Genomic DNA, 20363 nt, shown 5'->3' on the forward strand with positions numbered 1-20363 from the left:
GGTGATCTGCTAGTATGAGAAATTCCCAGCTTGATCTTTGACTGTTGGGATTTTTATATCCATTTTATACCATGGGTTAATTAGTAGATTATTTACAATAAAATCGAGAATCGAGTTAACAGGGATACAAAAAATGAGTGTGAAACTAAAATATTTCATCGCATCACTTTTAATTTTTTCTTTGCTCGCTTGCGAGAGAGAATCCAGAGTTGCAGAAGATTTTGGTGTTGATTCGCAGAGTGAAAGTCAGCGTTTAACGCAGTGGCTCAATCAACAATTTGAGCAAGAATTGGATCAGAGTCCGCAGTGGCGAACCCGTTTGGGCGATAAAAAAGACTACGATCTATTGGATGATCAGTCGGAATTGGCCTTAGAGAAATCATTGCAATGGCGCCGAAATAGCGTTGCAAAGATGCAGCAAGAATTTGATTATGAGCTATTGTCGGAAGACGCCAAAACCTCTTACGATATTTGGAAATACTCCTTAGACCGTGCTGAAAAAAGCTATATCTATCGCCGGCATGCTTATTTGCTAGGTCGCGGTGGCCCGCAGTCGAGCCTTCCTAATTTCCTTATCAATTTTCACAAAATCGAAAACCTTCAAGACGCGGAAGATTATATTTCTCGTTTAAATCAATTGGCTAAGGTGATAACGCAATATTTGGCACGTAGTCAGGTAGCAGCGAAGGAAAATATTCGGCAGCCGCGTTTCGATTATGACTTTGCAATTGCCGAAATTGACCGTGTTTTACTGGGCTTTCCTTTTAAATCGAGCCGAAACGATCAGGATAATACTGATGCAATGTCGCCATTGTGGTCTGATTTTGATGCAAAGGTTAATGCTTTAGTTGAACAAGAAATCATTACAGAAAAGGAATCTGTTGCTTTGCTGAATGCCGCAAAGAATGAATTGTTAACGAATATACAGCCAGCTTATTTGAATGTTAAAAATTGGCTGGTCGAAGATAGTAAGAATGCAGGAGAGCTCGCGCAGGGTGTTTGGGCCTTGCCAGATGGTGAAAATTATTATAGTTCTCAGCTTAATTTAATGACCACTCTTGAAATCACTGCGGAAGAAATTCATCAAACCGGTCTGCGGGAAGTAAAGCGAATTCGAGAGGAAATGGAGGAAATAAAAAGCCGAGTTGGATTCGAAGGAACGTTGCAAGAATTTTTTGTGCATCTCCGTACAGACGAACAATTTTATCTGCCGAATACGGACCAAGGACGGGAAGCTTACTTGAGTTTGGCAACACGATATCTTGATGATATGGATGAGCGCTTACCGGATTTCTTTGGCTTGTTACCGAAAGCAGATTTGGTGGTAAAGCGGGTTGAATCGTTTCGAGAGCAAGATGGTGCCGCGCAACATTATAATTCCGGTGCGCCGGACGGCTCGCGTCCGGGCGTTTTTTACGCTCATCTTTCGGATATGAGAGCGATGCCAAAATATCAATTGGAAGTTATTGCCTATCATGAAGGGAATCCTGGTCATCACATGCAAATTTCCATCGCTCAGGAGTTAACGACTATCCCTCGTTTTCGCACGCAGTATGGCTATACGGCCTTCGTTGAAGGCTGGGCTCTGTATTCGGAAGCCTTGGGTAAGGAGATGGGTTTTTTTGAAGATCCGTATTCAGATTTCGGACGCCTTTCAACTGAAATATGGCGAGCCATTCGCTTGGTCGTTGATACGGGTCTTCATTCTAAGCAATGGACTGAAGAGCAAGCGGTTCAATACTTCATGGAGAATTCTCCGCAACCAGAATCAGCAATTAGATCAGAGATACAACGGTATCTAAGCTGGCCGGGACAGGCGACGGCATACAAAATTGGGATGTTGAAAATTCAGGAATTAAGACAACGAGCCAAGGTGGAATTGGCAGGTGACTTCGATATCGGCGAGTTTCACGATATTGTCCTCGGCGGTGGCGCTTTGCCTTTGCCAGTATTGGAGGCTCGCGTACTACGCTGGCTCGAGCTTAAGAAAAAGCCTAATCAATGAGCGATTGCATGTATAATGTGTCATTTTTCGTCGCGCTACTTTAAGAAGGGCACGAAGAAAGCAGTGCACGAAGAGTCGTGAAAGTTCTGAAATAACATAATAATTAGTTCAAGTTAATAAATTAATGCCTGACGTCACCAACGAATTAAGCCCCTCGTCGAGTCCTAGTGATCATGGAATTTTAGATTCTATGATTGCGATTCGTGGTTTGAGTTACCAATATAAAAACAACGCAACTAAAGCGCTGGAAAGTATTGATCTCGAAATAGGCAAGGGCCGTTGTTTTGGTTTGTTGGGCCCCAATGGGGCTGGCAAAACAACACTATTATCTATTTTAACCGGTATATTGCCTCCACAAGGTGGAGATGTAGTTATCGCCGGCACTGCCCTCAATCACGGTAAACAAATTAAAAAAATCTCCGCCATTGTTCCGCAGGATTTCGCGTTTTATCCCTCTTTGTCTGGACAAGATAATTTAAATTTTTTCGCGGGCCTGATCGGTTTAAAAGGCGATGTTAAAAAACAGCGTATAGGAAACGCCGTGGCCATATGTAGTTTGGAAAATGTATTACATAAAAACGCAGATACTTATTCGGGTGGCTTAAAACGACGCTTAAATCTTGCGATCGGTTTACTCGGGGAGCCAGAAATCCTTTATTTGGATGAGCCCACGGTGGGAATCGATGCTCAATCGCGAAAATTTATTTTGGATGCGATTAAAGATTTGAAAAGTAATGGCATGACAATTATTTATACCTCCCATTACATGGAGGAGATTCAGGCAATTTGCGACGATATAGCAATCATTGATCAAGGGCGTGTTGTCGCGCAAAACTCTTTAGCCGGGATGCTAGGAGATTTTAACGAGACCTTGGTTAGTGTTCAGCTCGCTCAATATCCAGATCAACAATCTCTAGCCAGTTTGAACAGTCTGGGAAAATACAAACTCGAAGGCTTGACCCTGCGAATTGATTTGAACTCGACTGATACGAGTATAAAAAATCTTCTTGATACACTAAAGCAAACAGATTTGTCGATTCGTCAAATTCAATATGGACTTAGTCCATTGGAAGATATTTATTTGTCGATCACGAAACCTGAATTAAGAGAATAATAATGCACGTTAAAATAGTGTTGCTCGAAGGAAAGCCAATTGACTAGTTTTCTCGCTGTTCTACGTAAAGAATTCCAATTGTTAATTCGCGACATTCACGGTCTGGCCTTGATGTTTGCAATGCCGGTCGTGTTTATTATTATCATGTCCTTGGCGATGCAAGGAAATTATGATGCGCACAGTGGTGCAAAACTAAAAGTGCTTGTCGAAGATTTGGCGAATAATAGTGATTCGGCATTATTAATCGAAAACCTTTCGAGAATGGAAGCCTTTGACTTTTTGGTACAAGATCAAAACCTCAGTTTTGATGACTTAGAGGAAAAAATTAAGCGCGATGAGGGAGTTTTTCTTATCTCAATCGATGCGCTAGAGGATGATGGCGAAGATGTAAATACAGTCGGCGTTCGTTTGCTCGTCGCACCAGCGACAAATAAACAACTGGAAGGTATTTTCGTCAGTGGTCTACAGGAAACATTACGTGGTTTAAAAGTTCAACAAATGTTAGACGACATGGAAGATAGCGATTTTGCTGCGGAAGAATCCGTTGAGTCTATTGCTGCCGTAAAAATGGATGTCGCTTATGCCTACGAGGGCGGTTCCAATGTTGCCCCGAGTGCAGTCCAGCAAAGTGTTCCTGCCTGGCTTGTGTTTGCGATGTTTTTCGTTGTTGTCCCACTTTCAAACACATTAATTAAAGAAAGAGAGTTTGGAACCCTAAAGCGTTTGCGGACAATAAATGTGAGTTCTGTATTTTTAGTGGTAGGGAAGTTAGTTCCTTATTTTTTTATTATGCAGCTACAAGTGGTTTGTATGATTTTGGTGGGTATTTACATAGTACCTTTACTTGGAGGGGAGAGCTTTGCTCTTGGTCGCTCCTATTCTGCATTGGTGGCTATTTCTTTTGCCGTTAGTATTGCGGCCTTGGGCTACGGGGCTTTGATAGCGGTTGCCGCGAGAACGACAGAGCAGGCGACTACTTTGGGTGGCGCAGGAAATATTATCTTGGCCGCTATCGGTGGTATTATGGTGCCCAGTTTTATGATGCCAGCCGTAATGCAGAAGATCGGAGCATTTTCTCCTATGTCTTGGGGCTTGGAAGGTTTTCTCGATGTTTTTCTACGTAACGGCGATTTGAATTTCGTCTGGCCAAAGGTCTTGGGCTTGAGTTTATTCGGTGCGGTTTTATTGGTTATAGCGTCGATCCTAATGGCTCGGGAGAAATAATAAAATCTAAATAAAACGCCGACATTACTCTAATTGTTGGATTTTCCCACTTAGAATGTAGGATGTTATTTTTTAAAATGTCGTTGAGAATAAATTACTAGAGAGAAATCTGGATTGGTAAATGGATATTGAAGAATTAAAAATCGCTTTAAAAAAAATGATTATTGAAGAATGCGATAAAGACATCGAAGTAAACGATATTTCAGATGATGAGCAACTCATTGGTGGTGGAGATTTAGATCTCGATTCATTAGATGCACTGCAAATTTCTATGTGTGTGCAAAAGCAATATGGGGTTCGTATTGAAAATGGACCCGCAGCGCGCAAAGCGTTGAGAAATGTTACCAGCCTAGCGGAAACAATCCTCGCAGCGACATCCGCAGATCAAACACATTTGGGTGATTCCCAAACCCTGTCTGATAATTCCGATATGAAACCTTAATCATGACGCGTCCAGTTTTTTTAGGCTCTGGGTTGCATACCTGTTTGGGAGTCAACGTTGAACAATGCGTTGAAAAACTGCGTTCCCCTATGCCTACCGCAAGCCTAGTGAAATGTGATTTAGGCGTGATTAAACAGCCTGTCCCTTATTTTTTAATGGCAGAATGCGAGCCGGAAAATAAACAAAAGAAATTTTTTGAAATTTTATCCTCTGTAATCGCTCAAGCGCTGGATGAATCAGGATTAAATGAGCGAGAACAAAAAGAGTTAGGTCTATTTGTCGGTTCTTCGTCTTTTGAAGTTGCGCTGGAAGAAGAGCGCTACGAAAAAGATTTAGCAGAAAGCGAAGACAGTATTCCTTTGGCTGAGTGTGGTATGGGAAACCTAGCCGAGCGAATTCGTGATGAACTCGGTATACGCGGCCCTGATTTTACCTTTAACACGGCCTGTACATCGAGTGCCAACGCTGTGTGGTATGCAAACAAAATGGTTGAGCGGGGCGATATTACCCATGCGCTTGTTGTTGCTGTTGAGTTTTCGAATAGATCGACTACATACGGCTTTCAGGGCTTACAGTTATTAAGCAGTAAGCAGATGCTACCTTTCGATGAAAGGCGTGACGGATTGGTCTTAGGTGAAAGCTGCGCCGCTCTTGTTCTTGGTAAGCCAGCATCACAACCGCAAGTAGATAACACTGCGAGTACTGTATTGAAGAAAAAACCGTTTTACTTGATTGGCGCAGCCAACTTGTGCGACACCTTCAGTATGTCGGTTACCAATGATGACGGTAACGCTGTCGCAGAAGTGATTCAGCGTGCTTTATCAAATGCGAATTTGTCAGTCGAAGAAATTGATGCGATAAAATGTCATGGAACCGCCACCTTGTCGGGTGATGCGGCAGAAGCGCGAGGGATGTTGACGGTGTTTGATTCTCTACCCCTTTGTACTGCATTAAAACCCTATATTGGTCACACACTCGGCGCTTGTGGTTTATCTGAGTTAATATTGTTTTTCCGTGCTGTCATGGCAGGTTTTATACCCGGAACGCCTCAAGTGGCTGGTGATACGTCTAGTAGTGTTGATTTTTCTCTTTCTCAAAGTCCGCAAGAAATTAACGAAGGTAATTTTGTGCTTAACTATTTTGGCTTTGGCGGAAACAATACTTCACTGATAATTAGCAACAAATAACCTCTAAAGATATCTGTAATAAACGAAAGCAACTATGTCAAAACTTAGTATTATCGCGCTTGGCAATTATTGCCAAGCGGTAGATGTCGAAGAGGATCAAAAACTTCCTGACCTGAAAAGCGTTCTGAAGGAAGAATGCGGTATCGTTATGCGTCGAATAACTAGAATGACGCAACTTGCATTACTGGGTTCCAGTCGCTGTAAGGGTGAAATTAAATTACCGAAAAATACCGGTGTTTATTTTTGTTCTTGTCGAGGTGATACCGGCGTCACTGTAGATTTGTTAGATGAGTTGGTAAAAAGAAGAGAGCCACCCAGCCCTTTAACTTTTGTTAATTCCGTGAGTAATGCCGCGAGTTTTTATGTGGCGAAAATCTTTGATTTGCACGATCGAAGTCATTTCATTACAAACCGATTTGATCCTATCGCAGCCGCCTTAAAAACCGCGCAATTGGATTTGGAGTCGGGAGAGATTCAGGCAGCACTGGTTGGTAGCGTAGATTGCTGCTCCTTACCATTGTCAGATCACAGGCGTCGTCTCGAGATTGATTCTAAAACGGTGGTCGGTGAAGCGAGTCACTGGTTATTGTTAACTAAGGCCGCAGAAAAAGAGCCTTTGGGAGGCTCCCTTGGTGATATTACAAGGCTGAAGAATTTTTCAGATCTGGGGTCTTTACTCATCTTTCTCGAAGCAGAAATTAGCTCAAAAACGTCTGTTTTTGTAGAGTTCGGACAGCATGTCCTTGAGATGGACAAAAAAACTATCGTTGAAACAGTGAACGATGCCAAGGTACTAAACTATCGCGAAACTTTGCCTCACTACGATAGCCAAACGGCTTCAGGTATTATGCAGTTCTTGGAGTTGAAGGAATGCGGAACGCTTTTTCATATAAATAGCGATCCTGCCGGGCGGTTTAGTCTAATTGAAATTGAAGTAAAATAAGTTCGCTGAATTATTCGTCGCTTTTTTATATCCGTTTCAGTAGGTTCCAGACGTCTAATTCCATATCTGCGCAAGTATTAATAATCTCATTCAGTTCTTTACTGTTCATTGGGATCCTGCCGCGGCACATCTTGCTGGCGAATAATGCGAAACGTCTCCATTCATCGCCAGCCTCTGTCATTTTAATTGATGCTTCCTGTAATAAATCTTTCTGCACATGTTGCGCTGCTTGATTTAGAAACGCCGCGTAAATAAAGCGAAAACCTGCACCGCCGGTGCCGATTTCCTCTTGCATTCGCACGATATGACCTAGATACAGGGGCAAATATTTTTCTCGCTTTTTTGGATTCGCTTCGAGTTTTATTAAATTTTTACCAAGTCTGCGAATGCCGCGAATGCCAATTACGGGAATGGGCGCCTTGGCCATGATTTTATAATTTGATTTTATGGCTTTTGGAATTGCGGTTTGATAATCGATAGCATCGGGGACGTGGTCGGGGTAGTACATGAGACCTTTTGCGGCCATCGCGCCTTTTGCAAAGCGCGCTTTTTCTAAATCTTGTTTGGCGCAGCGTACAGTGGTTTCAAAAACCGGATCGCTGATTTCATATTCATCACCTTGCTTACCGAATACCAACATATTATGAGCATTAAAATGAAAGCGCATTTCCGGCGGAAAGTAGGGTAACCAATAAACTGATGTTTGCAAACCAACAAGCTTTCCAGCATCTAGCATAGAATCCAATTTATCCATGCCTTCCTTCGGATTTCGGAAGGTTTGAAAGTTCATCTTTAAGCCCGTGCGTTTTTGTAGGCCTTTGATGATTGACTTTGGTGGCATCCGGTAGGCGATTAAAGGCATTCCCGATAATTTAATAATCGGTAAATAGGCAAAAGTTAATGCGTTAGCAAGACCAAAAGCCATCGGCTCAGTCATCGGCAGACCGTAGTGAGTCAACATCGAAGACATCACTCCGCTTTCACAATGCGCAGATTGCATGTGAGCAAAACTCTGGGCGTTGGGCGGATTGGATTCGGGTGCAGAAGAAGCGCTTGGGTTCGTTGCAGTATTTGCGGAGTTAATCAAAGTCAGGTGTGTCCGGAGTGCTGAGTAATTGCTTTCTCGATAAATTAAGCGCTTCGCAATAACGATTTAGAATGCTATCGGAAAGTGCATGAAATACTTTTGGTTTGAAATGTCGACGAATACGCCACTGAAAAAAACCACTGGTTTGCGCAAGTAAAGCGACGTCCATTCGACAATTATACATGTGGAATTCAAGGCAAGAGCTTTGGCCATCTTGGACTCGCTGCCAAGCGTCTAAGCGGTCTTTATTAATTTGTTCGATAGCATCGAGCGTGGCTTCGCCTTCAACTTGCCAGCCAGTAGATTGCACGCCAGTGTAGGAGCCGTTTTTATCGACAGCGTACAATAATTTTTGATGGCCGGCGTAGGTGGAAATATTGTCTTGCGGTACTTCATCTTCTTTCATGGTATTTTGCTTTCAAGTGAAGTTTGCAGTTTTGTTGAGTAAGGATTTCCGAGTTATTTTCTTTTTTATATTTAGCAGTTTTATATTCAGCAGTGTAGATTTAAAAAACTGCTTTTTTTAGACCACCGTTAATTTCATCATGGCAGATGAAAAGCGACCGCTTTCAGGTACATAGCAGAGTAATGTTTCGCCGCTTTTTAATTTCCTTGAATGGTAGAGTTCATCTAGCATAATATAAATTGATGCCGAACCGGTATTTCCTTTTTGACTTAAATTTGTAAACCAACGTTCTTTCGGAATGTCGAGGCCCGCGCGCTGTAAACATTCTTGCACTTCTGATTCAAAATATTTTGAAGAGTAGTGAGGAATAAAATAATCAAAATGATCAGGTACTAGTTGGTAACGTTCAACTAAGTCGGTAGCGGGTTTCTCGACGGTATAATGCATGATGTTTGGGTTGAGTAATTTGACATCTTGCTTCACCGCTAACACAGATTGATTTTCTCTTTCCTGGCTGCTGAACATTTGCCACCCGGTTGTCGTGCCGTCGTCATTTTTTACAGCACCGGCATACATGCAGGTTTCCATTTCGCCTGCGTAGGAGTACAAATGTAACCAGTCAATCCGAAGCGATAAACGATCTTTTGCTGGTTTATTTTCCAATAAAACGGCGCCGGCACCATCGGATAACATCCAACGTAAAAAATCTTTTTCAAAAGCGATTTCGGGTTGTTTTTCTAGTGTTTCAATTTGTGCTTCAGATTCAGCACTAAACATATCGGCTTTCATCATCGCGGATGATAATTCGGATCCAGTAGCAATCGCGTTGTTATGTTCACCGCTAAGTACGGACATATAGGCATATTTCAACGAAGACATCCCGGCTAAACACACGCCGCTTGTGGCGACGACTTCACAAGTGGGTAGGTTTAATTCGCCTTGTACCATCGCTGCATGATTCGGCATTAGCTGATCTGCAATCGATGTTCCGCAACTTAGGCAGCCTAATTCGTTTAATGAAAAATTGTCATCAGCAATCTTCTTGACTGCTTCGGCAGTAATTTGCGCGTTGGTATAATTGTGCTTTAGCGTTTTCGGATCAATTGCATAATGGCGCTGTTTAATACCATTACTGCGTAAGACTAAGCGGCGTGCTCGTGAAGGTCGGTTACCCACTTGCCCAAGTATTCTTTCCATCTCGTCGTTGCCAACAGGATCGTTGGGTAAGAACGAACTAATATTTGTTATATAAACGCTTGAATCTGCCATTATCTATTGTTTCGCTTTAATTTATTTTTGATCGATACTAAAACTATTTTATTTACGCCGAGTAATTGTCGCAAAGGCTAATGCCAATTGGACGGATTGAGTCAGCTATTATTACAATTTGCCTCCCCGGAAGGTCCGGCGTAATAGGCTTTCTGGCTGGCTGTGTGTTTTCTTGTTAGCGGAGTAAAAATTCTTTTTAGTATGGCGAGCACGGGCATAACCGTCAAAATCAATGTCACTAAGAAAATGATATAAATCACGAGTACACACTTTCTTAAAAATGATTCTTTATCCCCTGTTGCTCTGAGTAATTTCCCCCAGATTCGGAAACTTCGATGGGCGACTCGTTCTGAAGCGATCATTCGCTCATTAATAGTGACGGCGCCAAGTCCCGTTAGCATGGGTTCAGAAGGAGAATCTGTATTTGGGAGTTTCGCGGCAATGGCGTCGCCAAATCGTTTGGCTGCCAAAATATCATTATCCGAAATTCCCGCCCTCGGAATCAAACCGCCCAACCAAGGCCCTTTGTTGCCTGTTAGTACCCAAAGAGGTGTGGCGATAAAGGTGGCTGCATTGTGAGCTTCATCTGTCAGTACGACATTGTCTATTAGCCTTGCATTTAGCTTGGCTAATTTTTCTTTCACTTTTTCCTGTGCCATGAGCCACATGTTGCGGCAGCCAATTAAGGTAATGACGGGCTTACCTGAGAAAATCTTTTCTGCTTCGGGCGAGTTCAAGAAAGTGCTGATTGGCAGAGAGGGTGATAGGAACCAGACTTGGTAAGCAAGAATGATGAGGTCGTAATCGTAGCTTTCTAGATTAAGGGGTTTTAATTCTATAGGTTCTTCATAAACGCAATCGGGGAAGGTGTTAAAGAAATACAAAAAAGGCCAAGGAAAAGGAAACGGCTTAGCCGGCTCCAATGTTAAATAGCTCAATTCTATTGCATCGCTATCAAGAAGGGGTTGGCTCACCGATTTGATAACCCGGTCGAGCTGCCCAGACTGCGTGTAGCCGATAACGAGTATGCGTTTCTTATTGGTCGTCAAAGTGTTTGCCTAATCCCGAGATCCATTGCGAGTGTGATTGATGCCAAGCGCCCAAAGTTGGCCGCCGATTATGCCACAGCCAGCATGAGGGGTTCCAGCTTGACTAGACTAAATGCCATTGGAGGTGGTCAGTCGTGTTTTTGAGGTTTCTTCCTCTTCGTTTCGTGGCTCCGCGGCCTAGATAGCGAGCACGCCGATGCTGTCGTCCGAGGTGGTAAGGTTGGCACCAGCTCTTGTTGGGCCTACTTGTGACTGGTACCGCTGATCTCAAATTGGTCGCAAGGTTTATTTGGTATTGCCAAACTTATTATGTTGGTGGATTAAGCCATCATATCAGGCTAATTGGGCCGCGAGGTTTTTAGGCGATTTATCACGAGCCCGAGCATAAACAGTTTTATTATTTTATTTAGTCTTAAAGTAGTTTGGTCGCTGAGTTTTCTAGGATTCAACTGCTCGCAATTGATTGGTGTTAGTTGGTGGTTTTATCGGGCATAATCCGCCCTTGTTGGCATTAGGTTTGGAAGTTGTCCGGACAGTCGATGCGTTAAATATTACGATGAAGGCTGCTGTTAAAAATAAATCTTTTACAGGCGCAATAATAAATTATTCACTTATTTGTAAGCGAGTTGATGTGACTTTAACCCTCAATAGCAAAGCAGAGCTTCAGATTGATTTAGACGCGCTCGCTGCAAATTGGCGGACGCTTGCAGATTTGGCTTCGCCCTCCGTTTGCAGTGCGGTTGTTAAAGCAAATGCTTATGGCCTAGGTGATTTTCAAGTCGTTAAACGCTTGTATCAGGAAGGTTGCCGTCATTTCTTTGTGGCTAATGTAGATGAGGCAATTCGTCTTAGTGCTTCATTCTTTGAGGAGATTTCATTATATATTCTCGGCGGTCTAGGCGATTTGGAAATCAGTGAGTGCCGGCAAAGAAAATATATTCCAGTGCTTTCAACTAAAGATTCCGTGCTCGCTTGGGTGACTGCCAATCGCACTGACAATGTGAATTTACCTAGCGTTGTGCAAGTTGAAACCGGCATGAATCGACTCGGCTTGTCGAAGATTGAAACACAATGGCTTTTTTCCGAGGTTTCTGCTGCAACACTAAATCCACAAATGTTGTTCAGTCATCTTGCCTGTGCTGATGATGTCGAGCATCCCTTGAATTCACAACAATTACTTTGTTTTAAAGAATTCTTGGTATCTGCGAAACAATGGTCTCCAAAATTATCCGCATGCTTGGCAAATTCCGCAGGAATCTTATTGGGGAGTGACTACCATTTTGATTTTGTAAGACCAGGCATAGCGATTTATGGCGGCAATCCACAAATAAAATTAGCGAACAAATTTAAACCCGTCGTGCACTTGCGATTGCCGGTAGCCCAAATTAAATGTCTTGAGGAAGATGGTTTTGTTGGCTACGGAGCAACAGCGAAAGTCAAGTCTGGCGCGACTCTGGCGGTTGTCCATGGCGGCTATGCGGATGGCTTGTTGAGAGCGCAGTCGAATATTAGTGAGGGAGAAATGTTTGGTCGGCGCGTACCTATGGTGGGGCGCGTCTCGATGGATTTGACGGTTTTTGATATCAGCTCGGTTGTGAATAGACTTGCTGAAACAAATGAACCGTTGTTTATCGACGTGTTGAATTCGGCGATTACCATCGATGAAGTAGCAGCAAATGCTCAGACCATACCTTACGAAATTCTAACCAGTTTGGGCGGGCGCTTTAGTCGGCGTTATCTCTCTCGGTGTGATTGAGATCTTTAAAGGCCAATTTTAACAATTAAAATTACTGTGATAAGCAGAGCAGAAAAATATTGGGTGGAGTTAGCATGGTTGCAGATTCAGTTTTGACAATTATTCGTTTATTGGCAGATGGCAAAGTGCATTCCGGAGAAGAGTTGGGGGAGATTTTGGGGGTGAGTCGCACGGCAGTATGGAAGCAGCTAAAAAAATTAGAGAACATTGGTTTGTCTCTAAATATCGTCAAAGGAAAAGGCTACCAGTTGGAGTGTGGCATAGAGCTACTTGATGCCGATGAAATTCGAAGTAACCTGTCGGACGAAGTCGCGAGCTTAGTTCTGGAGTTGGATTTACATCGCAGTATCGGCTCTACTAATTCACACGCAATTAGTCGCGCAAATTCAGGAGATTCTCACGGCTATATTTGCTTAGCTGAGCATCAGTCCGAAGGACGAGGGCGCCATGGACGACGTTGGATTAGTCCTTTTGCGCGCAATATCTACTTGTCGATAGTCTGGGAATACGATGGCGGTGCTGCGGTACTAGAAGGCCTGAGTCTCGCTGTTGGCGTCGCGATTGTTCAGGCGCTCTCAGAAAACGGTATTGAAGGAGTGCAGCTTAAGTGGCCAAACGATTTGCTTTGGAAGGGGAAAAAACTTGCAGGCGTATTGTTAGAAATGACTGGCGATGCTGCAGGCCGTTGTAAAGTTATCGTCGGTATTGGTTTGAATGTCGGCATGTTGTCGCAGGAGGCAAGTGAAGTTGATCAGGCATGGGTGGGCCTGTCTTCGATAAATGACGGGGTATCGAGAAATAAACTGGTATCTAGCTTGCTGAATAATTTACTGCCATTGCTGGATGATTACGATGAAAAGGGTTTCGCGCCGCTAAGGGAAGCCTGGGAATCTCTCGATTATTTTCGGGAGAATGAAGTCGAAATTCGCTCCGGCGAGCAAATCACCGTGGGTAAAGTTTGCGGTGTTACTGACTCTGGTGCGCTGCGCTTACAAAATCGATCGGGTGAGCAATTGATCTTTGGCGGTGAGGCGAGTTTAAGGAGGCCCAGTTGAGGGATCGCTTGATTCTCGATTTCGATTTAGGCAATTCGAGAGCAAAATGGCGTTTGTCTCGCATAGCTGTTGATGAAAAAGATTCTACGGATTCGGTGCAACAGTTTGAGACACTTCGTTTTGGTGCAAATTCTTACGACTTCGATTCTGATTTTCAAGAGCTTGAAAATGTTGATCGTATTCGCATTGGCAGTGTTGTCGGCGACGATCGACTCAATTCCCTACTAAACTTGTGCGAGAGTCGTTGGCAAATCACACCCGAAATTGCGATGGTTCGAGAAGAGTGGGGGGGCGTTAGACAGGGCTATCGCGACAAGACACGTCTTGGTGTGGATCGGTGGTTGGCGTTGTTGGCTGCCTATCAAAGCCACAAAAAAGGCTGTGTAGTGGTTAGTTGTGGTAGTGCAGTTACCGTTGATCTTCTCGCCGCTAACGGGCATCACTTAGGGGGCTATATTTTGCCTGGTATAGAGCTAATGAGAAAAGCACTATTTTCCGGGACGAATGCTGTTAAGTTAGAAGCCATTGCTATCCCGTCAAAGCTCGAACCTGGCCGCGATACAATTGATGCGGTGAACGTTGGCCTTCCTCTGATGATCAAGGGAGTGGTCGAGCAAGCTTTAAAGCAGCTCGAAGATGCCGGAGGAGAAAAGGTTTTACTGCTTACTGGCGGCGATGGTGAGGCACTGTCGCCGTTATTTCAGGCGCAATGTGAATATAATCCCTTTTTAGTTTTAGATGGTCTCAGAGTAGCTTTGCCGTAAAATCTATTTACTCAGGGTGGGAACTCTGGGTTTCGACAAAATTTTATAATAGCTGGGAAATGTGAATGCGTTGGATTGTAATGAGTCTTGTCGGGATAAATGTCCTTGTTTTGGCTTTGCAGCTAGTTATGCCAAATAAGGGTGTCTCTGAATCTTCTCCGGTGAACCGTGCTACTGATCTCGGTAATGCGCCAACAATAAAATTGCTTAGAGAGCTGGATCGTACGGACAGGCAAAGCCCAATTCCGCTTACAGCGGAGGCTTCTCCACAGGTATCTGAAGAAGAGCAGGCATTGTGCACCTTCATTGGCCCTTTTCCAAAAATGCTGCGTGCTGATTATTTCGTCGAAAGGCTGGATGCTTTGGAGTTAGAGCCTACAATCCAAGAGTTGGAAATCCCAGGGGAAAATGGTTATTGGGTGTATTTGCCTCCGTTGGCTGCGCGAAAAGCCGCCAATGATATGTGGCGAGAATTACAAGCCAAAGGAATTGATAGTTATGTCATTCTCAAGGGGGAGCTCGAGAATGGAATATCTTTTGGCATGTTTAGTCAGCAGAAGCTGGCGGAGCAACGACTAAAGGATATGAAGGCCAATGGATACGCTGCTGAGTTGCAAGAAATAACCCGCTCCTATAAAGAAAATTGGGTTGTATTGCCGCCCGGACAAGCCAAAATTATCGGCGCCGAAGCATGGTCGCAGATGCTCTCTTCAGATGAGGGGCTTGAACGAAGGCAAAATTTTTGTCCGCCTGTTGCTTCGCAGTAAAACTTTCTCTAGAATCCGCCCTCCGTTGCAATGTGCGCTAAGTCTTTATCGCCATTGGAATTGACATTGAATGCGGTGAGCAGCCAAATAAGTTTGTTTTAAAACAATGGTTCTTGCTCAAATCACTGGTTGCAGCCATGCCATCAGGTGGTAAGTCGCTTCAAATAGAACGAATTAAAGCTGGTGTAGCTCAGTTGGTAGAGCAGCTGACTTGTAATCAGCCGGTCGGGGGTTCGACTCCTCTCACCAGCTCCAATTTAATTAATTCGTTGTGAGTGTTCTGTAAGTGATCTTTGTGCCGTAACTGTTGAATTTTAAAGACTATTTCCTGTGGGATGGTGGTTGACAACATAAGGGGCGAAGCGGACAATGTCCGGCTATTTTCGCAGGGGTTCCCGAGTGGCCAAAGGGATCAGACTGTAAATCTGACGCGCAAGCTTCGGTGGTTCGAATCCACCCCCCTGCACCAAGAACATAAAGGGTAAAGGTAAGTCGGCCTGCAGTGTTAGAGAAGAGCGACTATCTCTATCCGGTGGATGAGAACCAGGTTCGACTACCCGCACAGCGGGGAGATCGGAGCGCAACAGCGCGACGACCCGGAGGGTGAGCAGCTTTGCTGCGAATAAATCCACCCCTGCACCATCTAGAAACTTGCGGCCAAGATAAGATCGCCTAGATGAAATATTTGCTGTTTTTTTTATCTGTTTGGTAGCGTAGCTATTTTTCAGGGTCAAAAGACCAGGTTTAGTTTAGAAGCGGTATGGCGCTGAGTAGATGGCGCAAAATGATTCCGCGGGCATGGTTCAATGGTAGAACCTCAGCCTTCCAAGCTGATGATGCGGGTTCGATTCCCGCTGCCCGCTCCAGTACAGTGGGCAGAGGGCGAAGATTAAGGTCTAGGTGGATTCATCTAACTCACTCTTCAAGATCGTTTGTCGTCTGATCTGCTCATATAGCTCAGTCGGTAGAGCACTTCCTTGGTAAGGAAGAGGTCACCGGTTCAAATCCGGTTATGAGCTCCAGTTTTTAAACCGCAAGGGGAGACCCTCGCGGTTGTGTTGTATTTGTAGTTTTAACTTTTTATTTAATTAATAACATTCTGGTTCGGTTGAACTAGTCCTAGTTGAGGAGACATCCACAATGGCAAAAGAGAAATTTGAACGTAACAAGCCGCATGTAAATGTGGGCACGATAGGACACGTTGACCATGGTAAGACAACGTTAACAGCAGCCTTAACGCGAGTGTGTGCGGAAGTCTGGGGCGGCTCAGCCGTAGCCTTTGACGGTATCGATAACGCACCGGAAGAGAAAGAGCGTGGTATCACCATTGCGACCTCTCACGTTGAATACGATTCACCGACTCGCCACTACGCGCACGTCGACTGCCCAGGCCATGCTGATTATGTGAAAAACATGATTACCGGTGCGGCCCAGATGGATGGCGCAATCCTCGTGTGTTCAGCGGCTGATGGTCCAATGCCTCAAACCCGTGAGCACATCCTGTTGTCACGTCAGGTTGGTGTTCCTTACATCGTTGTGTTCCTGAACAAAGCAGACATGGTTGATGACGCAGAATTATTAGAATTAGTTGAGATGGAAGTACGAGAGTTACTCGACAAATACGAATTCCCAGGTGACGACACACCCATCGTTACCGGTTCTGCATTAATGGCTCTCGAAGGCAAAGACGACAACGGCATGGGTACGACCGCGGTTAAGACCTTGGTTGAGAAGCTAGACGAATACATTCCTGAGCCAGTGCGTGCAACAGACAAGCAGTTCTTGATGCCGATTGAAGATGTGTTCTCAATCTCAGGGCGAGGAACAGTGGTAACCGGTCGTATCGAGCGCGGTATTGTGAATGTCGGTGATGAAATTGAAATCGTCGGTATTAAAGACAGCACCAAAACCACCTGTACCGGTGTTGAAATGTTCCGCAAGTTACTCGACGAAGGTCGTGCGGGTGAGAACGTTGGTGTTCTTTTACGTGGTACTAAGCGAGAAGATGTTGAGCGTGGCCAAGTATTGTGTGCACCTGGCTCAATCAGCCCACATACCAAGTTTGAAGCGGAAATCTACGTTTTATCAAAAGACGAAGGTGGTCGTCATACGCCATTCTTTAAAGGCTATCGTCCACAGTTTTACTTCCGAACCACAGATGTAACCGGCGCATGTGAATTACCTGAAGGTACCGAAATGGTAATGCCAGGTGATAACGTTCCAATGACAGTCACCTTGATCGCTCCGATCGCGATGGAAGAAGGTTTACGCTTCGCGATTCGTGAAGGCGGACGCACTGTTGGTGCGGGCGTGGTATCTAAAATTATTGAGTAAGTTCTACCTTTTAAGAGTTTAAAAAGGCAAGAATTTGGGTAAAAAATAAACGCTCCTAATCGGGAGCGTTTGTGCGTTCAGCGCTTAAGTGGCAAAGCTTATTCGGATTGTTAGTCTTCTTGAGTAAGCAGTTTTCAGGGTAAATGGTTTTTAGGTTAATAACTGCCGAAGTGGGTGGTGACCAAAAGCAAGCTTGTAGGCCAGTAGTTCAATTGGTAGAGCACCGGTCTCCAAAACCGGCTGTTGTGGGTTCGAGTCCCTCCTGGCCTGCCATTTTTAGTGTTGGTAGAGAGTTATCTTCTCTGCATTTTAAAATCAGTTTTAATTGTTGGCTTCAATCGATGAATGCAAAAATAGAAACAGCAGAGTCCCAGTTCGATCTTGTTAAATGGATAGTTGTGGTATTGCTTGTTGCGGGCGGTATTGTTGGCAATTCTGTCTACGCAGATTTTTCTTTAGCTTATAGAGTTCCCGCATTATTGGTCATAGTGCTGGTTGCAGGTTTTGTCGCTGTTAAAACAGCAAAAGGTGCAGCTTTTTGGAATCTTCTTCAGGAGTCTCTTGTGGAAATTCGCAAAGTTGTATGGCCTACCACGCAAGAGACAAATCAAACTACGCTCATCGTCGCCATTGTGGTTTTGATTATGGCGGTAATCCTTTGGGGTTTAGATTCATTTTTGGGGTGGATAGCCTCGCTAATTTTAGGGTAAAGCTCAACCATGGCTAAACGTTGGTACGTTGTACACGCTTATTCGGGTTACGAAAAGAAAGTCGCTGCAGCTCTTAAAGAGCGCATTGAAATGCATAATATGCAAGAAAGCTTCGGCGATATTATGGTGCCAACTGAAGAAGTTGTTGAGATGCGCGGTGGCCAAAAACGCAAAAGTGAGCGCAAGTTTTTTCCAGGGTACGTGCTCGTACAAATGGAGCTCGGTGAAGATACTTGGCATCTTGTAAAAGATACGCCTAGAGTCATGGGTTTTATTGGTGGTACAGCGGATCAGCCAGCACCAATTACCGAAAAAGAGGCGCAAGCCATATTACAGCGCGTAGATGATTCTGTTGAAAAGCCAAAGCCGAAAACGATTTTCGAGCCAGGCGAAATGGTTAGAGTTACCGATGGACCCTTTAATGATTTTAATGGCGTAGTTGAAGAAGTGAACTACGATAAGAACAAGTTGCGTGTTGCGGTGCTTATTTTTGGTCGTTCCACGCCGGTAGAGCTTGATTTCGGTCAGGTAGAAAAATCTTAATCGCCGACTTTTAAAAATCGTTGATTAGAGATTACCGGATACAAATTTATATCACCTCGCCACGATTCATTGGTTGGCGGGATAACAACAGAGGCGAGATTTTATAAGTCTTGCTGATGTCACAACAGGGGAGCCTGAGACAAGTGAGTTCAACGTTCACTTTGAGGCGTTATCACCCATTACAGGAGCTATCTAATGGCCAAAAAAGTTGAAGCTTATATCAAGCTGCAAGTTGCAGCGGGTAAAGCAAATCCAAGTCCCCCCGTTGGTCCGGCATTGGGTCAACACGGTGTGAACATTATGGAATTCTGTAAAGCGTTTAACGCACAGACCCAGAGCATGGAAGACGGTGCTCCAGTTCCTGTGGTTATCAGCGTTTACAGTGACCGTAGTTTTACATTCACCATGAAAACCCCTCCCGCTTCTTTCTTGCTAAAGAAAGCTGCAGGCATTAAAAGCGGAAGCGGAACACCGAACACTAAAAAAGTAGGCAAAGTGACACGCGCACAGCTCGAAGAAATCGCTACCACTAAGCAAGCTGACTTAACAGCTGCTGATATGGATGCTGCTGTACGTACTATCGCAGGTAGTGCGAGAAGTGCCGGCATCGAAGTGGAGGGCTTGTAAGATGGCTAAATTAAGCAAACGTAAAAAAGCCTTTGCGGAAAAAGTTGATAGTACAAAATTATATGCTTTTGACGACGCGGTAGCCTTACTGAAAGAATTATCCACGGCTAAGTTTTCTGAAACTGTTGAAGTTGCAATTAATTTAGGTGTCGATCCACGAAAATCCGATCAAGGTGTTCGTGGAGCAACAACACTGCCCTGTGGTGCAGGTAAAGATGTTCGCGTCGCTGTTTTTGCGCAAGGTGCAAATGCTGATGCAGCAAAAGAAGCTGGTGCCGAGTTGGTAGGTATGGACGACTTGGCGGAAAGCATTAAAGGTGGCGCGATGGACTTTGACGTCGTAATCGCAGAGCCGGCAGCAATGCGTGTCGTTGGTCAACTCGGACAAGTACTTGGTCCCCGCGGTCTCATGCCTAACCCTAAAACGGGTACGGTAACGCCAGATGTGGCAACTGCAGTGACGAACGCTAAAGCCGGTCAGGTGCGTTACCGCACAGATAAAGGCGGCATTGTTCACGGTGGTATCGGAAAAATTTCTTTCGAAGTGGCTGCCATCAAGCAAAATTTGGAAGCGCTATTAGGTGACTTGAAGAAAGCAAAACCTGCGACTGCTAAAGGCGTTTACTTAAAGCGTATCGCGTTAAGTACGACGATGGGTCCTGGTGTAACGATCGATCAATCATCTCTCGAAATTTAATAGTATTAAAAAGTAATTCGCGAGACTTTTAATTAAGTTCTCGCACAAAGAACTTTGGGGTTCGCAAAGGCAACTTTGCGGGCTATCAAAGACCGTAGGAGGGAGTTCTTTAGGTAGCTAAAAGTTTTTAGCTAGTTATTGAGTACCTTAATCGATTCTAAGCCGCCACGAAATACCGTAGCAGCATAGAAACATCCTACGCAGATGGTGAAACCCGATACAGCATATTGTTAATAGTAGATTTCAACTTCGAAATTTATTAAGCATCATTGTTGAATTAGATCACCGGAAACGTTTTGTTTGAAGTGAATCATCACTGAATAACAAAATTCAAACTAAAGAATGCTGCTGACTTGTTACCAAATTTTTAATTAGTTAATAGTG

The 20363-nt window shown here is 44.2% G+C and carries 19 protein-coding genes and 5 tRNA genes; 20 read left to right on the forward strand and 4 right to left on the reverse strand.

Annotated elements, in window-relative coordinates; all coding sequences use genetic code 11:
* Positions 1-133 precede the first annotated feature (133 nt).
* The 6 genes from ACYUCY_RS16080 to ACYUCY_RS16105 all read left to right on the forward strand — a co-directional run bounded on the left by ACYUCY_RS16080 (position 134) and on the right by ACYUCY_RS16105 (position 6915).
* The gene (locus ACYUCY_RS16080; protein ID WP_460227545.1) at positions 134-2005 is read left to right on the forward strand and encodes a DUF885 domain-containing protein; all 1872 of its coding nucleotides are present in this window, start codon (positions 134-136) and stop codon (positions 2003-2005) included.
* 124 nt (positions 2006-2129) lie between these two features.
* Positions 2130-3119 (forward strand): ABC transporter ATP-binding protein, encoded by a 990-nt coding sequence (locus ACYUCY_RS16085; RefSeq protein ID WP_460227546.1) that lies wholly within the window; start codon positions 2130-2132, stop codon positions 3117-3119.
* 39 nt (positions 3120-3158) lie between these two features.
* The gene (locus ACYUCY_RS16090; protein WP_460227547.1) at positions 3159-4343 is read left to right on the forward strand and encodes an ABC transporter permease; all 1185 of its coding nucleotides are present in this window, start codon (positions 3159-3161) and stop codon (positions 4341-4343) included.
* Positions 4344-4464: 121 nt separating this feature from the next.
* Positions 4465-4785 (forward strand): acyl carrier protein, encoded by a 321-nt coding sequence (locus tag ACYUCY_RS16095; RefSeq protein WP_460227548.1) that lies wholly within the window; start codon positions 4465-4467, stop codon positions 4783-4785.
* A 2-nt stretch (positions 4786-4787) separates the two neighbouring features.
* Positions 4788-5972 carry a beta-ketoacyl synthase N-terminal-like domain-containing protein gene (locus ACYUCY_RS16100; RefSeq protein WP_460227549.1) on the forward strand — a complete coding sequence of 395 codons (1185 nt, stop codon included), beginning with the start codon at positions 4788-4790 and terminating at the stop codon, positions 5970-5972.
* Between the two features lie 34 nt (positions 5973-6006).
* Complete coding sequence (locus ACYUCY_RS16105) at positions 6007-6915, forward strand: beta-ketoacyl synthase chain length factor (RefSeq protein WP_460227550.1); 909 nt, start codon at positions 6007-6009, stop codon at positions 6913-6915.
* 25 nt (positions 6916-6940) lie between these two features.
* Here the strand turns inward: ACYUCY_RS16105 and ACYUCY_RS16110 are convergent, their stop codons facing one another.
* The 4 genes from ACYUCY_RS16110 to ACYUCY_RS16125 all read right to left on the reverse strand — a co-directional run bounded on the left by ACYUCY_RS16110 (position 6941) and on the right by ACYUCY_RS16125 (position 10726).
* Positions 6941-8002, reverse strand: a complete 1062-nt coding sequence (locus ACYUCY_RS16110) for a BtrH N-terminal domain-containing protein (RefSeq protein ID WP_460227551.1) — start codon at positions 8000-8002, stop codon at positions 6941-6943.
* On the reverse strand, positions 7995-8408 hold the full coding sequence (locus ACYUCY_RS16115; RefSeq protein ID WP_460227552.1) for a hypothetical protein: 414 nt from the start codon (positions 8406-8408) through the stop codon (positions 7995-7997). Before ACYUCY_RS16115 ends, ACYUCY_RS16110 begins: the two co-directional genes overlap by 8 nt.
* A 117-nt stretch (positions 8409-8525) precedes the next feature.
* Positions 8526-9677: a beta-ketoacyl-ACP synthase III gene (locus tag ACYUCY_RS16120; RefSeq protein ID WP_460227553.1), complete on the reverse strand. Its 1152-nt coding sequence runs from the start codon at positions 9675-9677 to the stop codon at positions 8526-8528.
* Positions 9678-9778: 101 nt separating this feature from the next.
* Positions 9779-10726, reverse strand: coding sequence for a dialkylrecorsinol condensing enzyme (locus ACYUCY_RS16125; RefSeq protein WP_460227554.1), 948 nt, complete (start codon positions 10724-10726; stop codon positions 9779-9781).
* A 466-nt stretch (positions 10727-11192) separates the two neighbouring features.
* Here ACYUCY_RS16125 and alr point away from each other — a divergent pair, with 466 nt between their 5' ends.
* The 14 genes from alr (at position 11193) to rplA (ending at position 19979) form a co-directional block, all read left to right on the forward strand.
* A complete protein-coding gene (alr, locus tag ACYUCY_RS16130) occupies positions 11193-12482 on the forward strand; it encodes an alanine racemase (protein WP_460227555.1) in 1290 nt (429 codons plus the stop codon).
* A 74-nt stretch (positions 12483-12556) separates the two neighbouring features.
* Complete coding sequence (gene birA / locus ACYUCY_RS16135; RefSeq protein ID WP_460227556.1) at positions 12557-13537, forward strand: bifunctional biotin--[acetyl-CoA-carboxylase] ligase/biotin operon repressor BirA; 981 nt, start codon at positions 12557-12559, stop codon at positions 13535-13537.
* Positions 13534-14301: a type III pantothenate kinase gene (locus ACYUCY_RS16140; protein ID WP_460227557.1), complete on the forward strand. Its 768-nt coding sequence runs from the start codon at positions 13534-13536 to the stop codon at positions 14299-14301. Before birA ends, ACYUCY_RS16140 begins: the two co-directional genes overlap by 4 nt.
* A 65-nt stretch (positions 14302-14366) precedes the next feature.
* Entirely contained in the window at positions 14367-15068 is a 702-nt protein-coding gene (locus tag ACYUCY_RS16145) for an SPOR domain-containing protein (protein WP_460227558.1), read from the forward strand.
* 179 nt (positions 15069-15247) lie between these two features.
* Positions 15248-15323: transfer RNA gene (locus tag ACYUCY_RS16150), tRNA-Thr, on the forward strand.
* 130 nt (positions 15324-15453) lie between these two features.
* Positions 15454-15537 (forward strand) — tRNA-Tyr (locus tag ACYUCY_RS16155).
* A gap of 323 nt (positions 15538-15860) precedes the next feature.
* A tRNA-Gly gene (locus tag ACYUCY_RS16160) sits at positions 15861-15934 on the forward strand.
* 80 nt (positions 15935-16014) lie between these two features.
* Positions 16015-16090, forward strand: a tRNA-Thr gene (locus ACYUCY_RS16165).
* 118 nt (positions 16091-16208) lie between these two features.
* A complete protein-coding gene (tuf, locus tag ACYUCY_RS16170) occupies positions 16209-17402 on the forward strand; it encodes an elongation factor Tu (protein WP_460227559.1) in 1194 nt (397 codons plus the stop codon).
* Between the two features lie 197 nt (positions 17403-17599).
* A tRNA-Trp gene (locus ACYUCY_RS16175) sits at positions 17600-17675 on the forward strand.
* A gap of 68 nt (positions 17676-17743) precedes the next feature.
* On the forward strand, positions 17744-18112 hold the full coding sequence (secE, locus tag ACYUCY_RS16180) for a preprotein translocase subunit SecE (RefSeq protein ID WP_460227560.1): 369 nt from the start codon (positions 17744-17746) through the stop codon (positions 18110-18112).
* Positions 18113-18121: 9 nt separating this feature from the next.
* The gene (gene nusG, locus ACYUCY_RS16185; RefSeq protein WP_460227561.1) at positions 18122-18655 is read left to right on the forward strand and encodes a transcription termination/antitermination protein NusG; all 534 of its coding nucleotides are present in this window, start codon (positions 18122-18124) and stop codon (positions 18653-18655) included.
* 195 nt (positions 18656-18850) lie between these two features.
* Positions 18851-19282, forward strand: coding sequence for a 50S ribosomal protein L11 (gene rplK / locus ACYUCY_RS16190; RefSeq protein ID WP_460227562.1), 432 nt, complete (start codon positions 18851-18853; stop codon positions 19280-19282).
* 1 nt (position 19283) lies between these two features.
* Positions 19284-19979: a 50S ribosomal protein L1 gene (rplA, locus tag ACYUCY_RS16195; RefSeq protein ID WP_460227563.1), complete on the forward strand. Its 696-nt coding sequence runs from the start codon at positions 19284-19286 to the stop codon at positions 19977-19979.
* The last annotated feature ends 384 nt before the right edge of the window (positions 19980-20363 follow it).

It is taken from the genome of Aurantivibrio infirmus (genome assembly GCF_054767315.1).